The 17992-nt window shown below is 67.8% G+C and carries 16 protein-coding genes; 9 read left to right on the top strand and 7 right to left on the bottom strand.

Going from position 1 to position 17992, the window contains the following annotated elements:
• The first annotated feature begins 27 nt into the window (after positions 1–27).
• Together purU and QMX82_RS07200 are read left to right on the top strand one after the other, a co-directional pair.
• Positions 28–879 (top strand): formyltetrahydrofolate deformylase, encoded by an 852-nt coding sequence (purU, locus tag QMX82_RS07195; RefSeq protein ID WP_133862531.1) that lies wholly within the window; start codon positions 28–30, stop codon positions 877–879.
• 13 nt (positions 880–892) lie between these two features.
• A complete protein-coding gene (locus QMX82_RS07200; protein ID WP_282281910.1) occupies positions 893–1102 on the top strand; it encodes a hypothetical protein in 210 nt (69 codons plus the stop codon).
• Here QMX82_RS07200 and QMX82_RS07205 read toward each other — a convergent pair.
• Together QMX82_RS07205 and nadC are read right to left on the bottom strand one after the other, a co-directional pair.
• Positions 1090–1311, bottom strand: a complete 222-nt coding sequence (locus tag QMX82_RS07205; protein ID WP_208692431.1) for a hypothetical protein — start codon at positions 1309–1311, stop codon at positions 1090–1092. The genes QMX82_RS07200 and QMX82_RS07205 overlap by 13 nt on opposite strands.
• A gap of 118 nt (positions 1312–1429) precedes the next feature.
• Complete coding sequence (nadC, locus tag QMX82_RS07210) at positions 1430–2278, bottom strand: carboxylating nicotinate-nucleotide diphosphorylase (protein ID WP_282281912.1); 849 nt, start codon at positions 2276–2278, stop codon at positions 1430–1432.
• Between the two features lie 285 nt (positions 2279–2563).
• Between nadC and QMX82_RS07215 the strand changes: the two genes are divergently transcribed.
• Positions 2564–4750, top strand: coding sequence for a DUF1631 domain-containing protein (locus QMX82_RS07215; RefSeq protein WP_282281914.1), 2187 nt, complete (start codon positions 2564–2566; stop codon positions 4748–4750).
• A gap of 62 nt (positions 4751–4812) precedes the next feature.
• Here QMX82_RS07215 and QMX82_RS07220 read toward each other — a convergent pair whose 3' ends face one another.
• Entirely contained in the window at positions 4813–6105 is a 1293-nt protein-coding gene (locus QMX82_RS07220; RefSeq protein WP_282281916.1) for an NAD(P)/FAD-dependent oxidoreductase, read from the bottom strand.
• A 257-nt stretch (positions 6106–6362) separates the two neighbouring features.
• Complete coding sequence (locus QMX82_RS07225) at positions 6363–6842, bottom strand: MOSC domain-containing protein (protein ID WP_208692424.1); 480 nt, start codon at positions 6840–6842, stop codon at positions 6363–6365.
• Positions 6843–6925: 83 nt separating this feature from the next.
• Here QMX82_RS07225 and QMX82_RS07230 point away from each other — a divergent pair, with 83 nt between their 5' ends.
• A complete protein-coding gene (locus tag QMX82_RS07230) occupies positions 6926–7402 on the top strand; it encodes an FAD/FMN-containing dehydrogenase (protein WP_282281923.1) in 477 nt (158 codons plus the stop codon).
• A complete protein-coding gene (gene ampD, locus QMX82_RS07235) occupies positions 7402–7962 on the top strand; it encodes a 1,6-anhydro-N-acetylmuramyl-L-alanine amidase AmpD (RefSeq protein ID WP_282281926.1) in 561 nt (186 codons plus the stop codon). The genes QMX82_RS07230 and ampD overlap by 1 nt, the downstream gene beginning before the upstream one ends.
• On the opposite strand, the gene QMX82_RS07240 is transcribed toward ampD, so the two are convergent.
• Positions 7959–8756 carry a TatD family hydrolase gene (locus QMX82_RS07240; protein ID WP_282281928.1) on the bottom strand — a complete coding sequence of 266 codons (798 nt, stop codon included), beginning with the start codon at positions 8754–8756 and terminating at the stop codon, positions 7959–7961. The two genes, ampD and QMX82_RS07240, sit on opposite strands and share 4 nt — an antisense overlap.
• Positions 8753–9745, bottom strand: a complete 993-nt coding sequence (cra, locus tag QMX82_RS07245) for a catabolite repressor/activator (RefSeq protein ID WP_208692417.1) — start codon at positions 9743–9745, stop codon at positions 8753–8755. Before cra ends, QMX82_RS07240 begins: the two co-directional genes overlap by 4 nt.
• A gap of 281 nt (positions 9746–10026) precedes the next feature.
• Here cra and ptsP point away from each other — a divergent pair, with 281 nt between their 5' ends.
• From ptsP to QMX82_RS07265, 4 genes are all read left to right on the top strand, one after another.
• On the top strand, positions 10027–12909 hold the full coding sequence (gene ptsP, locus QMX82_RS07250; protein WP_282281932.1) for a phosphoenolpyruvate--protein phosphotransferase: 2883 nt from the start codon (positions 10027–10029) through the stop codon (positions 12907–12909).
• Positions 12906–13874, top strand: coding sequence for a 1-phosphofructokinase (pfkB, locus tag QMX82_RS07255; RefSeq protein WP_208692408.1), 969 nt, complete (start codon positions 12906–12908; stop codon positions 13872–13874). The genes ptsP and pfkB overlap by 4 nt, the downstream gene beginning before the upstream one ends.
• Positions 13871–15628, top strand: coding sequence for a PTS fructose-like transporter subunit IIB (locus QMX82_RS07260; RefSeq protein ID WP_282281937.1), 1758 nt, complete (start codon positions 13871–13873; stop codon positions 15626–15628). Before pfkB ends, QMX82_RS07260 begins: the two co-directional genes overlap by 4 nt.
• A 73-nt stretch (positions 15629–15701) precedes the next feature.
• Positions 15702–17057 (top strand): chloride channel protein, encoded by a 1356-nt coding sequence (locus tag QMX82_RS07265; protein ID WP_282281940.1) that lies wholly within the window; start codon positions 15702–15704, stop codon positions 17055–17057.
• A 3-nt stretch (positions 17058–17060) separates the two neighbouring features.
• Here the strand turns inward: QMX82_RS07265 and QMX82_RS07270 are convergent, their stop codons facing one another.
• Positions 17061–17807, bottom strand: a complete 747-nt coding sequence (locus QMX82_RS07270; RefSeq protein ID WP_282281942.1) for an SDR family oxidoreductase — start codon at positions 17805–17807, stop codon at positions 17061–17063.
• Positions 17808–17992 lie beyond the last annotated feature (185 nt).

Genomic DNA, 17992 nt, shown 5'->3' on the forward strand with positions numbered 1-17992 from the left:
CAGCCCCTTTTCGTTCGAGGTCGTGCTATGCAAACGTTTCGTCTGGTGATCGCCTGTCCGGACGGGGTAGGTATCGTGGCCAAGGTCAGCAACTTCCTGGCGACCTACAACGGCTGGATTACCGAAGCGAGTCATCACTCGGATACGGAGAGCGGCTGGTTCTTCATGCGCCATGAGATCCGCGCCGATTCACTGCCCTTCGATCTGGCCGGCTTCAGTCAGGCCTTCGCGCCCATCGCGCGGGAATTCTCGATGCAGTGGCGGATCACCGATTCGGCCCAGCGCAAGCGCGTGGTGCTCATGGCCAGCCGCGAATCCCACTGCCTGGCCGACCTGCTGCACCGCTGGCACAGCGGCGAGCTGGATTGCGAGATCCCCTGCGTCATCTCCAACCACGACACCCTGCGCAGCATGGTCGAGTGGCACGGCATTCCCTTCTTCCACGTGCCGGTCGATCCCGCCAACAAGCAGCCGGCCTTCGACGAGGTATCGCGGCTGATAGATCTGCACCAGGCCGATACCGTGGTCCTGGCGCGCTACATGCAGATCCTGCCGCCGGATCTCTGCGCGCGCTATGCCCACCAGGTGATCAACATCCACCACAGCTTCCTGCCGTCCTTCGTCGGCGCCAAGCCCTACCACCAGGCGTCGCTGCGCGGCGTGAAGCTGATCGGCGCCACCTGCCACTATGTGACCGAAGAGCTGGATGCCGGCCCGATCATCGAGCAGGACGTAGAGCGCGTCAGCCACCGGGACAATGTCGAGGACATGGTGCGGCTGGGCAAGGACGTTGAGAAGATGGTGCTGTCCCGCGGTCTGAGATACCACTTGCAGGAACGGGTCATGGTCCATGGCAACAAGACCGTCATCTTCGACTGACAGCGACTCCCCAGTGGCTGCTCCCGGTACCGCGGAGCAGCCACCCCGTCTGGGCGAAGGTTGCCTGGCCCGCTACGACCTGCAGGCGATGACTCTCGAAGGCGGCGCCGACTTCACGGCCGCCGCGGCGCTCTGGCGGCAGCTGCAGGCACGGCAAGGCGACGAAGACGCCGTGGCGGACGCTCCGGACAGTGAGGCGCGGGACTCGACTCAGGTGTCCTGAGTGATGGACTCGTCGCTGGTCTTGGCCTTGAGATCGGCGATCTTGCGCACTTCCGAGGCGAACACCTCGTCCTGTACGGTCGGCCGTTTCTTCCAGGGCTTGCGATCGGGCTTGGGTTGCGCGGCGTAGGTGACGATTTCGCCACCGTAGACATTCTGATAGCGCTGGGCCTGGCGTTCCAGTTCAGCGCGAAGTTGATCTTTGGTCACGGGTTCGATCTTGTTCGAGTGTCGCGAGAGGCGAGCGGTCGTCAGGACCGCTCGAAGCCGGTGCGCAGGAGGCGCGGCTGGGGAGTCTAGCCGCCGCGCGCCCCTTTGCCTATCCCGCTCAGGCCAGGATGCGCATGGACAGGTCGACGGCCTTGACGTCCTTGGTTAGGGTGCCGATGGAGATGTAGTCGACACCGGTCTCGGCGATGCCGAGCAGAGTGTCCTGGTTGACGCCACCCGAGGCCTCTAGCTTGGCCCGGCCGGCGGTCAGGGCCACCGCCGTGCGCATGTCGGCCAGGCTCAGCTCGTCCAGCATGACGATGTCCGCGCCAGCGCCCAGGGCCTGCTCCAGCTCCTGCAGGCTTTCCACCTCGACTTCCACCGGGCGCCCCGGCGCCAGTTGCCGGGCGGCGGCCACGGCCTGGGCGATGCCGCCACAGGCAGCGATGTGGTTTTCCTTGATCAGAAAGGCGTCGAACAGCCCGATCCGATGGTTGTAGCAGCCGCCGCAGGTGACCGCGTATTTCTGCGCACGGCGCAGGCCGGGCAGGGTCTTGCGGGTATCCAGCAGTCTTACGGCGGTGTCCTGCACCAGGTCGGCATAGTGACGGCAGCGGGTGGCGGTGCCGGACAGCAGTTGCAGGAAATTCAGCGCGCTGCGCTCGCCGGTGAGCAGCGCGCGCGCGGGGCCCGCGAGTTCGAACAGCACCTGTTCCGGTACGACCCGCTCGCCATCGGCCACCTGCCAGCGGACCTCCACCGCGGGATCCAGCACCCGGAACACCTCGTCGACCCAGGCCGTGCCCGCCACCACCGCGGCGTCGCGGGTGATGATCCGCGCCCGGGCGTGCTGCTGAGCGGGGATCAGACCGGCCGTGAGGTCGCCACTGCCCACGTCTTCGCGCAGTGCGGCGGCGACATTGTCAGTGATGACCTGGGCGAGATCGGCAGGGGTAGCGCTGGACATGAAAAGACTCCGAAAGGGGCTGCGGGAGGCGAGCGGGCAACTTTAGGGGAGGTTGACGATCTGAGATAGACAACGTCGAATTATTTGAAGGGCAGGCGCTGACTGACAGGTGCCTTGTGAACCCTGTCATGTACTGTGCAGATGTCGATTGGTCGATGCCTTGGCAAAGCAAATAATGGCACATCGACAACGTTTCACCTCGCGGCCAGGGCGGCCAACGTTGTTCAATGCTCCTGTAGTGGAACGCGATTCAGCCGAACGCAAGAACGGTTGTGGGAGGCGGTGGTGCAGAACGACGTAAACGTAGTTCATTTCAAGGCGCTCGGGGAATCTTCTTCCCGATTGCCCGCAGTGCTTTTACCGGTCAGAGATCGCGCCGCTCAGCGACTCAATATGTCCTTGCAGCAGCTGTTCGACAACGCCGACGATGCGCTGTTTGAAATGGCCGATCGGGCTGGCAGCAACCAGGAACAGAGTCTCTACTTCGAAGCGATGCGCGACCTGCGCCTCCGACGCAAGAGCATCGAGCGCAGCTTTCTCCAGCAGTATTTCGAGCGCTTCGCGGCGCTGAACAACCTGGTCGGCAGCAAGCCGGAAATGCGTCTGGACAGTGTCTCCTACGAAGACCTCAGTCTGGTGCAGAACGATGCGCTGGAAGAAAGCGTCGCCGTGGATACCATGGTGGCCAAGGCGCTCAGCAACAACGCCATGGCCATCAGCCACCTGACCATCAGGTTCAATACCCAGCTGTCGACCAAGCTTGACGACTCGACCCATCCGCTGGGGCCGCGCCGTCTGTGCGAGGCCTTCGTCGAAGCCTGTCGTGATCTCGACACCGACATCAAGGTCAAGCTGATCATCTACAAGCTGTTCGAGCGCTTCGTGCTCAATGGCCTGGGTCAGCTGTACGCGGAATCCAATCGTCAGCTGGTCGAGGCGGGCGTACTGCCTCAGCTCAAGGCCATTCCCCAGCAGGTGCCGAGCCGCTCGGCCAAGGGCTACAGCGGACGCACCCCGGCCCACGTCAACAGCGAAGACGATGGCCAGGAACTCTTCGGCACCCTGCAGAGCCTGCTGGCCCAACTGCGGACGCCGACCAGTGCGGCCCTGGGTGGCGCCATGGCAGCGGATCAAGGCGCCGCGACTAATGATGGCCAGGTCATCACCAGCTATGACCTCATGCGCCTGCTGTCGCACCTGCAGCAGCAGATCTCCAGTCAGTCCCTGGATGGCTACGACCTCAAGGCGCAACTGGGTGAGGCCCTGGGTCGCATCAGCGAGCGCTCGGGTCGAAAGCGCGTGGTGGGGCAGGTCGACGAAGATGTCATCAATCTGGTGGCGATGCTGTTCGAATTCATTCTCGACGACCTCACCCTGCCGGATTCGCTCAAGGCGTTGATCGCCCGCCTGCAGATTCCCATGCTCAAGGTGGCGGTCCTCGACAAGACCTTCTTCAGCCGTGGCAGCCATCCGGCCCGGCGCCTGCTGAACGAGATCGCCGCCGCTTCCCTGGGCTGGGGCGAGCAGAGCGATCTGCAGCGCGACGGCCTTTATCAGAAGATCGAGCAGATCGTACAGCGCCTGCTGTCCGACTTCGTCGACGATCCGGAGATCTTCGCCGAGCTGCTGGCCGACTTCATGGCCTACGTCAGCGATGAACAGCGGCGCAGCGAGCTGCTCGAGCAGCGCACCCGCGACGCCGAGGAAGGTCGGGCGCGCGCCGAGATCGCTCGTCTGCAGGTCGAGCACGTCCTCAGCCAGCGCCTGCAGGAACACCAGCTGCCTGCCGCCGTGCAGCGCGTCCTGCGCGAGGCCTGGAGCCAGATGCTGCTGCTGACCTGCCTGAAGCAGGGCTATGATTCCAGCGAATGGCGCGCAGCGCTCAAGACCATGGACGATCTGATCTGGAGCATCCAGCCGCACCACGACGTGGCATCGCGCCAGCGCCTGCTGGAGATGGTGCCTGGCTTGCTCAAGGCATTGCGGGAAGGTCTGGCCAGCGCGGCCTTCGATCCCTTCTCCACCTCCGAATTCTTCACCGAACTCGAATCCCTGCATGTCCAGACCTTCCAGCAGACCCGTCCCGAATTGGCGGATGCGGCGGCGGACAAGGAGGTCGTGGTGCCGGCATCGGCGCCCGCTGACGACCCCTTCGAGTTGCCGCGTGCAGGTGAGCGCATCACCGGGCTGACCAGCGACTCCCTGGAGTGGGTGGATGCCCTCTCGGTGGGCGCCTGGCTGGAGATCCAGGACGTCGAACAGAAGCTGCGCTGCAAGCTGGCCGCGGTCATCCGGCCCATGGGCCGCCTGGTGTTCGTCAATCGCACCGGCATGAAGGTGCTGGATCGCACCCGCGAGGAACTGGCGCTGGATTACCAGGAAGGTCGGGTACGGCTGCTGGACGATGCCCTGCTGTTCGACCGGGCCATGACCTCGGTGATCGGCAATCTGCGGGGTCAGTCGCCGTCCTGAGTGTTCTGCGCAAGGCAAAAAGCCGTCCCTGGGGACGGCTTTTTCATGCCTGAGCCAAGTGCCTAGTGCAGCTTCAGGCGCGGCTCGGTCTTGCGTCTCAGGTGATCGCCGGCAAACAGCGCCAGGGCACGCAACGGGCCATAGAGGGCGACCTGGTGCATCCGGTAGAGCGAGACATAGAAGGTCCGCGCCAGCCAGCCTTCCAGGGTCAGGCTGCCGAGGGCGCCGCCCATGAGATTGCCCACCGCGCTGAAGCGCGACAGCGAGATCAGCGAGCCGTAGTCCTTGTAGACATAGTCGGGCAGCGGCTTGCCTTCCAGCCGCGCCTTGAAGGTCTTGACCAGCAGGGAGGCCTGCTGGTGGGCGGACTGGGCGCGCGGTGGCACGGTACGGGTGTCGCCGGGGGTCAGGGGGCAGGCCGCGCAGTCGCCGAGGGCGAAGACATTCGGGTCGCGGGTGGTCTGCAGCGTCGAGTTGACCACCAGCTGGTTGATGCGATTGGTCTCGAGGCCCGCCAGGTCCTTGAGAAAGGCCGGAGCGCGGATACCGGCGGCCCAGACCTTGAGACTGGCCGGGACGAATTCGCCCGCGGTCTGCAGGCCGTCGGCGCGGACTTCCTTGACCGCCGAACCGGTCAGCACCCGTACGCCGAGTTTCTCCAGGGTGCGGTGCGCCTGGCCGGCGATCCGCTCGGGCAGCGCTGGCAGGATGCGTGGACCGGCCTCGACGAGGGTGATGCGCAGGTCTTCGGGACGGATGCGGTCCATGCCGTAGGCCTGCAACTCTTCGGCGGCGTTGCGCAATTCGGCCGCCAACTCCACACCGGTAGCACCGGCGCCGACGATGGCCACCTCGATGTATTCACCCGCCTGCTCACTGACGTGGGCGCGCAGGTAGTGGGTCAGCAACTTGCGGTGGAAGCGTTCGGCCTGGGCACGGGTGTCGAGGAAGATGCAGTTTTCCGCAGCGCCCGGCGTACCGAAATCGTTGGTGGTACTGCCGATGGCCAGCACCAGGGAGTCGTAGCCGATCTCGCGTTCCGGGACCAGCACGGCGCCGTCGTCCTCGATCGCGGCCAGCTGCACCTTGCGGCGCTCGCGATCCAGGCCGGTCATGCGTCCGAGCTGGAATTCGAAGTGGTTCCACTTGGCCTGGGCGACATAGCTGAGTTCGTCCTCGGTGGAATTGAGCGAGCCGGCGGCCACCTCGTGCAACAGCGGTTTCCACAGGTGGGTGGCATTGGCGTCGATCAGCACGATCTGCGCCTGGTCGCGTTTGCCGAGACTACGTCCCAGGCGGGTAGCCAGTTCCAGGCCGCCGGCGCCGCCGCCGACGATAACGATGCGATGGGTCATGGAGAGCACTCAAGGAGAAGGAAAGCGGGGGCCGGACCGGGCGCGTCGCCGCAAGCGGGCGCAGTCCCGGGTCGGTGGAAATCTGGGGGTCGTCGCAACGCGCGATAGTCGCGCCATCTAGTAGAGAAGATGGGCGAAAAGTCGTGACTTTCAAGGGAGGCGGCGTGCATCTGCTCTGGCAAGGATGTCTGCAGCGACAAGAGGTAGCGCTAGTCTAACCGGGCTGACCCGGCCATTCGACCCTGGAGAAACTGGGGTCAATCCAGGACCTCCACCCGATCGCCCAGGCGGATGATGCCGCCTTCCAGCACCCGGGTCGTGAGGCCGCCATGGCCGCGCATGGCCTGGAAGGTCCCCGGGCCCAGGCGTTCTTCCAGGCGCGCGCAGGGCTGGCACCAGCCCGTGGTCTCCAGGATCGCCTGGCCGATGCGAAAGCGCCGGTTCTTCAGGCTGAACAGATTGATCCCGGCGATGGCCAGATTGCGGCGCAGATCGGCGGGTGCGACCGGCTTGCCGATCAGCGCGGCCACCACCGGCAGGTGCTCCCACTGGATCAGGGTGACCTGGCGCTGGTTGCGCGGGGTAGGGCGGGCGTGATCGCCGGTCAGGCCCGCGTCACGCCGGGCTTCCACGGCCTCGATCTCGACCATGGGTGCGCGGGAGGCGGGTCGCACGCCGATCCAGCGCACCTCGCCGGACTGGGGAACCTGGGCGAGCAGTTCTTTGAGCGGGATCATGGGGCTCCTCGACGCGATGGTGGTGCCAATTCGAGCGGTAGGGCAGGATAGCGACCTCGCTAGACCTTTCAAGAGAGAATGCCATGCGCGCTGGAGTTCTGGCGTTGTTGCTGTCGTGTCTGCTGCTGCCGCTGACCGCCCTGGCGCTCGAACCCGGCGAGCGGGTGGCGCCCTTCACCCTGCTCGATCAGCGTGACCAGCCCTATACCTTCGACGACCAGCTGCAGGTCCTGCTGGTGGCGCGCAGCATGAGCGGTTCCGGCCTGGTCAAGGAAGCCATGCGCGAGCAGCCGACGACCTATATCGATGGCCACCGGGTGGCCTACATCGCCGACATCAGCAGCATGCCGGCCGCCATCACCCGGATGTTCGCCGTACCGGCCATGCGCAAGTACGGCTACCGGATCCTGCTCGATCGCGAGTCTCGGATCGTGCCGCGCTTTCCGGGCGCTGCCGCCAAGGTGCTCTGGGTGACCCTCGACCATGGTCGCTTCGTCAGCCAGCGCGAATTCAGCGACGCCACCGCGCTGCGCGACGCGCTCAAGGCCAAGGCCCGCTGATGGAAGGGGCGTTCGTCGAGGGCTGGTATCGCGAGGCGCGACGCTGTCCTTCGCCCAACCACAACGAACGCCCGGCGGGGACGGTGGTGTCCCTGCTGGTGATCCACAACATCAGTCTGCCGCCCGGGCAATTCGGTACCGGCTGCGTCCAGGCGTTCTTCCAGAATTGCCTGGATCATTCGGCCCATCCCTTCTTCGCGGAGATTGCCGAACTGAAGGTGGCGGCGCACTTTCTCATCGAGCGCGACGGGGCGGTGACCCAGTTCGTCTCCTGCGAGCAGCGCGCCTGGCATGCCGGCATCTCCTGCTTCGACGGGCGTGAGAACTGCAACGACTTCTCCCTGGGCATCGAACTGGAAGGCACGGACGACCTGGCCTACACCGACGCCCAGTATCTTGCCCTGGGGCGGCTGACGCGAGCGCTGCAGCGCGCCTATCCGGCGATCAGTACCGAGCGCATCCAGGGTCACAGCGCTATCGCCCCGGGGCGCAAGACCGATCCGGGGCCGGCGTTCGACTGGCAGCGCCTGGAAGCCGAATTGCGGCCTGGCGAGGATTAGGCCAGCGCGTCCGCGTCCCAGCCAAACACCGCGCAGGCATTGCGCGTAGTGGTCGCCGCGAGTGTCTCGGCCGAAACTTGCCACAGCGGCGCCAGGGCGGCGCAGATGGCCGGCAGATGGGTGGGGCTGTTGCGCACGTCCGGATGCATGGCGGGTGGCATGTCGGGCGCATCGGTCTCCAGCACGACGCCCTCCAGCGGCAACTGTGGCAGTACCCGCTGCAGTCTTTTCGCCTGCGGCCAGGAGGGCGCGCCGCCCAGGCCGATCTTGAAGCCCAGGCGCAGGTATTCGCGCGCTTCTTCATAGCTGCCGGAAAAGGCGTGGGCGATGCCGGCTCGGGGTGGCTTGAGACGCTTCAGGATCCTGACCACATCGGCATGGGCGCGGCGCACGTGCAGCAGTACCGGCAGGTCCAGCTCCATGGCCAGGCGCACCTGCTGTTCGAAGAACCAGGCCTGACGCGTCTTGTCCGGCGTCTCGATGAAATAGTCCAGACCGATCTCGCCCAGGGCGCAGAGGCGGGGATCGCTCCGGCGTTCCAGGCAAAAGGTCCGGAGCGCCTGGATATCGGCCTCCTGATGGCGCTGCAGGTACAGCGGATGCAGGCCGGGCGCCGCATGGAGGCCGGCGTTGTCCGTGGCAACCCGCCAGAGTTGCGGCCACTGGCTGCGCTCGACGCCGATCAGCACCTGGCGAATCACCCCGAGTCGCGCGCATTCGGCCAGCAGGCTCGGTCGCGCGGCGTCGAAGTCCGGATAGTCCAGATGGTTGTGGGTGTCGATCAGCAGGCTCATGACAGGCGGCGTTTGAGTACCCTCGGGATGGCCTGCACACCGGGCAGGTAGTGGTCGTTTTCCAGGGCGTCCAGCATCAGTTCCAGGGCGCGCTCGGTGATGACCTCGTGCTGCTGGGAGATGGCGTTGACCTTGAACGGCAGGTAGTCCAGCAACTGGGTGTCGCCAAAGGTGGCCAGGCGCAGGGTGTCCCCTGCGGCCAGCGGATGATCGCGCAGCACGTCCAGCACGCCCTGCAGCAGGACATAGGAGGTAGTCAGCAGCGCCTCGGGCCAGTGGCCGAGTTCTTCGATCATGGCCAGCGCCTGGGCACGACCGCCTTCCCGGCTGTAGTGGGGCGCATGCCGCTCCCAGTGGCGCGCCGGGTGATCGGCGAGGGCCGCGGCGAAGCCGGCGGCGCGGGCGCGGCTGATGGCCAGGTCGGGACGGGCGCCGATCAGCGCGATGCTGTGGGTGTCCGGTGTCAGCAGCGTGGCCGCCAGTTGCCGGCCCGCGGTGTGGTCGTCGCTGACCACCGAGCAGAATTGCGCCGGATTGAGCTGGCGATCGATGGCGATGATCGGGATGTTGTGTTCCTGCAGCTGGCGGTAGGGCGCGTCGTCCTCGGCCAGGCTGCTGGCGGTGAACAGGCCGTCGCAGCGGCGGGCGCGAAACAGCGCGATCAGCTGGCGTTCGCTGTCGGGATTGTCGTCGGTGCAGGCGATCAGCAGCTGATAGCCACGCGCCCGTGCCCGGCGTTCCAGCTGCTTGGCCAGGCGCGCGTAGCTAGGGTTCTCCAGGTCGGGCAGCAGGAAGCCCAGGGTGTGGGTGGCACCGCGGCGCAGGCCGGCGGCGCGCTGGTCGGGCTGGTAGCCGTGGGCTTCGACCACGGCCATGACCCGCGCCACGGTCGCCGCGCTGATGCGTCTTTGCGCCGCCTTGCCGTTGATGACGTAGCTGGCGGTGGTGAGGGATACGCCGGCCAATTGGGCGATGTCGCTGAGTTTCACGCCTGTTCCTCATGGGACCTGAATGGCCTGGCGCTGTACGGCGCTGGCGAGACGGTCTTTATTGTGTGTTGTGCTTCAAGGATCGGCGATTATCGAGTAACGTTCCAGTCCCATTGGGTGAAACGTTTCAGCTTTCTGTTGTCCGAGGGCTGGCACGAATCTGCCAAGGGCCCTGCCACGCCGCTCTCGACGCGATTGCAGGGCTGAGCGAGCCGGCAAGCATCTATTACAAGAAAGGCACGGCGCCAGGATCAGGCGCGCGGCGCCGGAGGTATCCTTCCATGTTCGAACTCAATGCCCAGCATATCCGCATGGCCCAGCAGGCGCCGGACAAGGCGACCGCCCTGGCCATGCTCGCCGAGTCCCTGGTGACCGACGGTCTGGTCGCCCCGGGTTATCTCGAAGGGCTGAAGGCCCGCGAGGCCCAGGGGTCCACCTATCTCGGCCAGGGTATCGCCATTCCCCATGGTACGCCTCAGACCCGCGACCAGGTGTTCGTCACCGGCGTGCGGATGATGCAATTCCCGTACGGGGTGGACTGGGGTGATGGTCAGCTGACCTACCTGGCCATCGCCATCGCCGCCAAATCCGACGAACACCTGCGCATCCTGCAGCTGCTGACCCGGGCCCTCGGCGAAAGCGATCTGCAACAGGCCCTGCGCGAGGCCCGCGAACCCCAGCAGATCCTCGACCTGCTGCAGGGCGCGCCCCAGGCGCTGGCGCTGGACGAAGAACTGGTGCAACTGGCCATCGATGCCGAGGACCTGGAAGACCTGGCCTGGCAGGGTGCGCGCATGCTCAAGCACATGGAATGCGTGGGGGCCGGCTTCGCCGGTGCCCTGCAGGCCAGCCAGCCGCTGCCGCTGGGCGACGGCCTCTGGTGGCTGAACAGCGAGACCGCGGTGAAACGCCCCGGTCTGGCCTTCGTTACCCCGCTGCAGACCCTGCAGCTGCAGGACCAACCAGTGCGCGGCCTGTTCTGCCTGGCCAGCCTGGGCGAGGGCCATCGTGCCCTGCTCGAACGTCTCTGCGATCTGCTCGTCGCCGGCCGTGGCCAGGAGCTGGCCCAGGCCACCTCGCGGCGTGCCGTGCTCGAAGCCCTGGGCGGCGAAGTCGCCCCGGACTGGCCCAGTGCCCAGGTGGTGCTGGCCAATGCCCATGGCCTGCACGCCCGTCCGGCGAAGGAGCTGGCGCGGCTGGCCAAGGCCTATGACGGCGAGATCCGCGTGCGCGTCGACAACGGCGCCCCGGTCTCGGCCAAGAGCCTGTCGCGGCTGCTGGCGCTGGGTGCCCGCCGCGGCCAGACCCTGGAATTCCTCGTCGAGCCCGGTACTCCGGCGGCGGCCGCGCTCAACGATCTGATCGGCGCCGTCCAGGCCGGACTCGGTGAAGAGGTAGAGCCGGTCACCGCCAGCGCCCCGGCCCCGGCCGGGGCTGCCCGGGTCACCGCCATCAGCCTGGTGGACCCGTCCGAACAACTGCCACTGGCCCCGGGCGATCGCGCCCAGGCCGTGGCCGCCGCCCCCGGCCTGGCCGTGGGCCCGGCCCATGTGGTGGCACCCCAGCACTTCGACTATCCCGCCACCGGCGCAGGCGCCGCCGCCGAACGCCAGCGCCTGGATGCGGCCCTGGCTGCGGTACGCGCGGATATCGAGGCGCTGATTGCGCGCAGCGAGGCCAGCGCCCTGCGCGAGATCTTCCTGACCCACCTGGAGATGCTGGAAGACCCGGATCTGCAGCAGGGCATCGCCGCTCGCCTCAAGGCCAACGCCAGTGCCGCGGCGGCCTGGGACGCCCAGATCGAGGAAGCCGCCAGCCAGCAGGAAGCCCTGCAGGACAAACTGCTCGCCGAGCGCGCCGCCGACCTGCGCGACGTCGGTCGGCGGGTACTGGCCCAGCTGTGCGGCGTCGAATCCGCCCGCGAGCCTGAAGAACCCTATGTGCTGGTGATGGACGAGGTCGGCCCGGGCGATGTGGCGCGGCTGGACCGCGAGCGCGTCTGCGGCATCCTCACCGCCCGTGGCGGCGCCAGCTCCCACAGCGCCATCGTCGCCCGCGCCCTGGGCATTCCGGCCATCGTCGGCGCCGGTCGTCGCGTGCTGGACCTGGCGCCGCGCAGCGTGCTGCTGCTGGATGGCGACAAGGGCACCCTGGAAATCGCCCCTGATGCCAGTCGCATCGAGGCCGTGCAGCGTGAGCGCGAGGTCCAGGCCGAGCGCCGCCGCGCCGCCGAAGCGCGCCGTTTCGAAAGCGCCACCACCCGTGACGGCCACCACGTCGAGATCGCCGTGAACCTGGGCGATACCGCCCAGGCCGCCGCCGCGGTGGAGCAGGGCGCCGAAGCCGTCGGCCTGCTGCGCACCGAACTGGTGTTCATGAGCCACGACAGCGCGCCCGACGAGGCCACCCAGGAAGCGGAATACCGCCGCGCCCTCGATGGCCTGGCCGGCAAGCCGCTGGTGGTGCGCACCCTGGACGTCGGTGGCGACAAGCCACTGCCCTATCTGCCGCTGCCACCGGAAGAGAACCCCTTCCTCGGCATTCGCGGCATCCGCCTGACGCTGCGCCGTCCGGAACTGCTGGAGACCCAGCTGCGTGCCCTGCTCAAGGCCGCCGACGGCCGGCCGTTGCGGATCATGTTCCCCATGATCGGCCGGGTCGAGGAGTGGCGTCAGGCGCGTGACATCCTCGACCGCCTGCGCCAGGAGATTCCCACCACCGACCTGCAGGTCGGCATCATGATCGAGGTGCCCTCGGCCGCGCTGCTGGCCCCGGTGCTGGCTCCGGAAGTGGACTTCTTCAGCGTCGGTACCAATGACCTGACGCAATACACCCTGGCCATCGACCGCGGCCACCCGCTGCTGTCCGGCGAGGCCGATGGCCTGCACCCCAGCGTGCTGCGCCTGATCGACATGACGGTGCGCGCCGCCCATGCCCACGGCAAGTGGGTAGGCGTCTGCGGCGAGCTGGCGGCCGATCCCCTGGCGGTGCCGGTACTGGTCGGCCTGGGCGTGGACGAGCTGTCGGTCTCGGCCCGCAGCGTGCCGCTGGTCAAGGCCCGGGTGCGCGAACTGGAGCTGCGCCTGGTGCAGTCCTGCGCCGCCCGCGCCCTGGAACTGGCCACTGCCGCGGAAGTGCGGCAGAGCGTGGAGGCCCTGCGATGAGCCGCATCCTCACCCTGACCCTCAATCCGGCGCTGGACCTCACCGTCCAGTTGCCGGAGCTCAAGCCCGGCGCGGTGAATCGCAGCGAGGCGGTGATCGTCCATGCCGCCGGCAAGGGCATCAACGTCGCCCAGGTGCTGGCCGATCTCGGCCATGACCTGACGGTGAGCGGCTTTCTCGGTGCCGCCAACGCGGCCGCCTTCGAGGCCCTGTTTGCCCGCCGCGGCTTCACCGATGCCTTCGTCCGGGTCGCCGGTGAAACCCGCAGCAATCTCAAGCTGGCCGAAGCCGCTGGGCGCATCACCGACATCAACGGACCCGGCCCGGAGGTGTCCGCCGCCGCCCAGCAGGAATTGCTCGAAACCCTCGATCGCCTGGCCCCTGGCCACGACGCCGTGGTGGTGGCCGGCAGCCTGCCGCGCGGGGTGACCCCCGAGTGGCTGGCCGCGCTGGTCGGTCGGCTCAAGTCGCTGGGCCTGCCGGTGGCCCTGGACACCAGCGGGGCCGCCCTGCGCGCCGCCCTGGCCGCCGGGCCCTGGCTGATCAAGCCCAATACCGAAGAACTGGCCGAAGCCTGTGGTGCACCCGCCGAGACCGCCACCGAGCAGGCGCTGCTGGTCGAGCAGCTGCGCGCCCTCGGCATCGAGCATCTGGTGATCTCCCAGGGCGCCGACGGCGTGCGCTGGTACGGTCCGCAGACCCTGGAGGCGCAGCCGCCCAAGGTCACCGTGGCGAGCACCGTCGGGGCGGGGGATTCCCTGCTGGCCGGCATGCTGCACGGCCTGCTCACCGGCCAGTCGCCGGAACGCACCCTGACCACGGCCACCGCCATCGCGGCCCTGGCGGTCACCCAGATCGGCTTCGGCATCAACGATCCCGCGCAACTCGCCACCCTCGAAGACCAGGTGCGGGTACGCGTCCTTCCCGACTTTCCGCTAGAACAAGAACCAGGGGTAAACCCATGAACATCGCCATCGTCACGACCTGCCCGACCGGCATGGTCACCAGCGTGCTCAGTGCGCGCCTGCTGGACGCCGCCGCCCAGCGCCGCGGCTGGACCACCAGCGTCGAGATCCACGACGGCCCCGAGGCCACCCTGCTGACCGACGACCAGGTGGCACGCGCCGAACTGGTGGTGGTGGTCCATACCGGGGCGGTCGATCTGTCCCGCTTCGTCGGCAAGCGTGTCTACCGCGCCGCTCCGGCCGAAGCCCTGCGCGACGTCGATGCCTTCCTGCAACGCGCCGCCAGCGAAGCCAAGGTGCTCGAGCAGGCCCCGGTGGCCAGCGGCGCTGCGCCGAGCGTACCGGCCAGTGCCGGCGAGACGCCGCGGCTGGTGGCCATCACCGCCTGCCCGACGGGGGTCGCCCATACCTTCATGGCGGCCGAGGCGCTGCAGAATGCCGCCAAGAAGCTCGGCTATCGCCTGCACCTGGAAACCCAGGGCTCGGTAGGGGCGCGCAATCCGCTGCCGGCCGAGGCCATCCGCGACGCCGACGTGGTGCTGCTGGCGACCGACATCGAGGTCAATGTCGAGCGCTTCGCCGGCAAGCGCGTCTATCGCTGCGGCACCGGGGTCGCCCTCAAGCAACCCGAGGCGACGATCAAGAAGGCCCTGGCCGAGGGCGAGACCCTGGCCGGCAGCGCCGCGCCAGCGGCGGGCGAGGGCGCCAAGCCGGCCAAGAAGGAAGGCGCGGGCGTCTACAAGCACCTGCTCACCGGGGTGTCCTACATGCTGCCGATGGTGGTGGCGGGTGGTCTGCTGATCGCCCTGTCCTTCGTCTTCGGCATCGAGGCCTTCAAGGAGCAGGGCACCCTGGCCGCGGCCCTGATGCAGATCGGCGGCGAATCGGCGTTCAAGCTGATGGTCCCGGTGCTGGCCGGCTACATCGCCTATTCCATCGCCGACCGTCCGGGCCTCGCGCCCGGCATGATCGGTGGCTGGCTGGCCGCCAGTCTGGGCAGCGGCTTCATCGGTGGCATCATCGCCGGCTTCCTGGCCGGCTACGTGGCCAAGGCCATCGCCCAGCACGTCAAGCTGCCGGCCAGCGTCGAGGCGCTCAAGCCGATCCTGATCATCCCGCTGTTCGCCAGCCTCATCGTCGGTCTGGTGATGATCTATCTGGTCGGCACCCCGGTGGCCGGCGCCCTCAGTCGGCTCACCGACTTCCTCAACAATCTCGGCACCAGCAATGCCGTGCTGCTCGGCCTGATCCTCGGCGCCATGATGTGCATCGACTTCGGCGGCCCGATCAACAAGGCCGCCTATGCCTTCACCGTCGGCCTGCTGGCGTCCAAGACCTACGGGCCGATGGCCGCCACCATGGCGGCCGGCATGGTGCCACCCATCGGCATGGGCATCGCCACCCTGCTGGCGCGGCACAAGTTCGCCCAGAGCGAGCGCGAGGCGGGCAAGGCGGCCTCGGTGCTGGGGCTGTGCTTCATCTCCGAGGGCGCGATTCCCTTCGCGGCCAAGGATCCGCTGCGGGTGATCCCGGCCAGCGTCATCGGCGGTGCCCTGACCGGCGCCCTGGTGATGCTGTTCAACTGCAAGCTGATGGCGCCCCACGGTGGCCTCTTCGTGCTGCTGATCCCCAACGCCATCAGCCACGCCTGGCTGTACCTGGGCGCCATCGCCGCCGGCAGTCTGGTGACCGGGGTCATCTACGCGGTGCTCAAGCGCAACGAAGCCGCCACCGAACTGGTCCCCGCGGCCTGATCCGGACCCTGACGATACCGCTGTAACAAGAGGTTACACTGGGAGGCTCTCGCTTCCTGGTGTCCTCTTCTCCATGTCCGATCCCGTCTTTCCCGATACCGATCCCAAAGTCGCCGCCCGGCGTCGGCTGCATCTGCTACGCCATCGCCGGCGTCGTCGGCTGCGCGAGTGGCGCCAGCGCATCGCCTTCTGGGTCGGCGCGGTGCTGGTGGGCCTGGCCGGTCTGGCCTTCGCCTGGCTGGCCGATGCCTCCTTCGGCCTCTTCCAGAAAATGCTAAGGCACAGTGCGATCTGGCCCTGGCTGGTGACGCCGCTCGGCTTCGCCGGACTGGTCTGGTTGACGCAAGGCGTGTTGCGCGATGCCCGTGGCAGCGGCATTCCCCAGGTCATCGTCACCCTCGAAAGACCCGAAGCGGATCTGCGTGCCCGGCTGCTGGCGCCACCCATCGCCCTGGCCAAGCTGCTGCTCACCGCCGGCGCCTTGCTGGTGGGCGGCTCGGTGGGCCGCGAAGGACCTACGGTGCACGTGGGCGCCGCGCTACTCTATGGCTTCGGCAAGCGCCTCGGCCTGCATGGCCGCCGCACCCTGTCCGGACTCATCCTCGCCGGCGGCGCTGCCGGGATCGCCGCCGCCTTCAACACGCCCCTGGGCGGGGTGGTCTTCGCCATCGAGGAACTGACCCACACCTTCGAGCAGCGCTTCAGCGGCCTGGTGCTGACCGCCGTGCTGCTCGGCGGCATCGTCACCCTGGGCATCGTCGGTCCCTACAGCTATCTCGGTGCCCTGGATCTGCACCTGACCTGGGGCCTGGGCTGGATCGGCGTGGCGGTGATCGGCGTCATCGGCGGACTGCTGGGCGGTTGCTACGGCCGCCTGGTGCTGCCCACCGAGCGGGGCTGGCTGGGGCGCCTGAACGCCCTGCGCGGGCGGCGTCCGGTGGCTTTCGCCGCCGGTTGTGGACTGGTGCTGGCGGCGCTGGGGTTGCTTTCCGGCCAGCACGTGTTCGGCACCGGCTATGCCGAGACCCATGCCATCCTGGCCGGCGAACCGGTGACCGGGGGCGACTTCCTGCTGTGGAAATTTCTCGCCAATGTCGTCTCCTACCTGGCCGGGGTGCCGGGTGGCCTGTTCTCGCCCTCGCTGGCGGTGGGGGCGGCGCTCGGCCCCTGGCTGGTCGACTGGCTGCCGGGCATCAGCCTGCCGCAAGGCGCCCTGTTGGGCCTGGCCGCCTACCTCGCCGGCGTCACCCGTACTCCGCTGACCGCCACCGTCATCACCCTGGAGCTGGCCCACAGCCCGGACATGGCGCTGCCGGTGCTGGCGGCCTGTCTGCTGGCCGCCGCCGTCTCCGGCTGGCTGATGCCGGTGCCGCTCTACCATGCGCTGTCGCAGCAGGTGCTCAATGCCCTCACGCCCCGGCGCGACTAGGCCCTAGCGCCCGCCACCGATGTCCAGTAGCGCCCCGGTGGTGTAGGAAGCCTCGTCCGACAACAGCCAGAGGATGCCGGCAGCGATCTCCTCGGCCTCGCCCGCACGCCCCAGCGGGGTGCTCAGCCCCAGGCGCTCGGCGCGTCCCGGCTGGCCGCCGCTGGCGTGGATGTCGGTAAGGGTCACGCCCGGCCGCACCGCATTGACCCTTACCCCATGCGGGCCCAACTCCTTGGCCAGGCCGAGGGTCAGGGTATCCAGCGCCGCCTTGCTGGCGGCGTAGTCGACATATTCGTTGGGCGAGCCCAGGCGGGCGGCGATGGATGAGACATTGACGATGGCGCCCCCGCGGCCGCCGCGTTCGCGAGACAGGTGGCGGGCCGCTTCGCGGGCGCAGAGAAAGGCGCCATAGACGTTGACCTCGAACATCCGCCGCAGGCGCTCGGCGCTCATGTCCACCAATGGCTGGGAGTGGTCGACGATCCCGGCATTGTTGACGAAGCCGTCCAGCCCGCCGAAGCGCGCCACCGTGCGCTCGAACAGCGCCAGCACCTGGGCCTCGTCGGCCACTTCGCCGCGCAGCGCCAGGCCTTCCACGCCGAGGCTCTCGATCTCGGCCAGGGTGGCCTGGGCCGCGGCCTCGTCCTGGCGATAGTTGAAGGCGACGTTCCAGCCGCGGCGAGCGGCGCCAAGGGCCGTGGCGCGGCCGATACCGCGACTTGCACCGGTGATGAGCAGGGTCTTGCGCATGATGAAAACCTCGGGCTAGAGAGCGGAGAGGGGAGACGGCTAACCGTCTGATGTGTCGAAAAAAGCTTGGACGTGCCCGACGTTTCGCCTAAAAGTAGGGTGAACGGCACGCGCCGCATTATCCGCGGCCACTTCGCGATCTGATTCCCAGGCTTGTCTGAAAGGTCACCGAGTGAAGGTGAGAC

This window comes from Pseudomonas sp. PS02302 (assembly GCF_029959585.1).
GTDB classification, from domain to species: domain Bacteria; phylum Pseudomonadota; class Gammaproteobacteria; order Pseudomonadales; family Pseudomonadaceae; genus Chryseomonas; species Chryseomonas aestiva.

Bases quoted from the DNA above. Each gene is read 5' to 3' on its own strand.
- QMX82_RS07225 (WP_208692424.1), bottom strand. From the start codon at position 6,842: ATGATCCCGCTCAAAGAACTGCTCGCCCAGGTTCCCCAGTCCGGCGAG.
- purU (WP_133862531.1), top strand. From the start codon at position 28: ATGCAAACGTTTCGTCTGGTGATCGCCTGTCCGGACGGGGTAGGTATC.
- QMX82_RS07230 (WP_282281923.1), top strand. From the start codon at position 6,926: ATGCGCGCTGGAGTTCTGGCGTTGTTGCTGTCGTGTCTGCTGCTGCCG.
- pfkB (WP_208692408.1), top strand. From the start codon at position 12,906: ATGAGCCGCATCCTCACCCTGACCCTCAATCCGGCGCTGGACCTCACC.
- nadC (WP_282281912.1), bottom strand. From the start codon at position 2,278: ATGTCCAGCGCTACCCCTGCCGATCTCGCCCAGGTCATCACTGACAAT.
- QMX82_RS07220 (WP_282281916.1), bottom strand. From the start codon at position 6,105: ATGACCCATCGCATCGTTATCGTCGGCGGCGGCGCCGGCGGCCTGGAA.
- QMX82_RS07260 (WP_282281937.1), top strand. From the start codon at position 13,871: ATGAACATCGCCATCGTCACGACCTGCCCGACCGGCATGGTCACCAGC.
- ptsP (WP_282281932.1), top strand. From the start codon at position 10,027: ATGTTCGAACTCAATGCCCAGCATATCCGCATGGCCCAGCAGGCGCCG.
- QMX82_RS07240 (WP_282281928.1), bottom strand. From the start codon at position 8,756: ATGAGCCTGCTGATCGACACCCACAACCATCTGGACTATCCGGACTTC.
- QMX82_RS07265 (WP_282281940.1), top strand. From the start codon at position 15,702: ATGTCCGATCCCGTCTTTCCCGATACCGATCCCAAAGTCGCCGCCCGG.
- QMX82_RS07270 (WP_282281942.1), bottom strand. From the start codon at position 17,807: ATGCGCAAGACCCTGCTCATCACCGGTGCAAGTCGCGGTATCGGCCGC.
- ampD (WP_282281926.1), top strand. From the start codon at position 7,402: ATGGAAGGGGCGTTCGTCGAGGGCTGGTATCGCGAGGCGCGACGCTGT.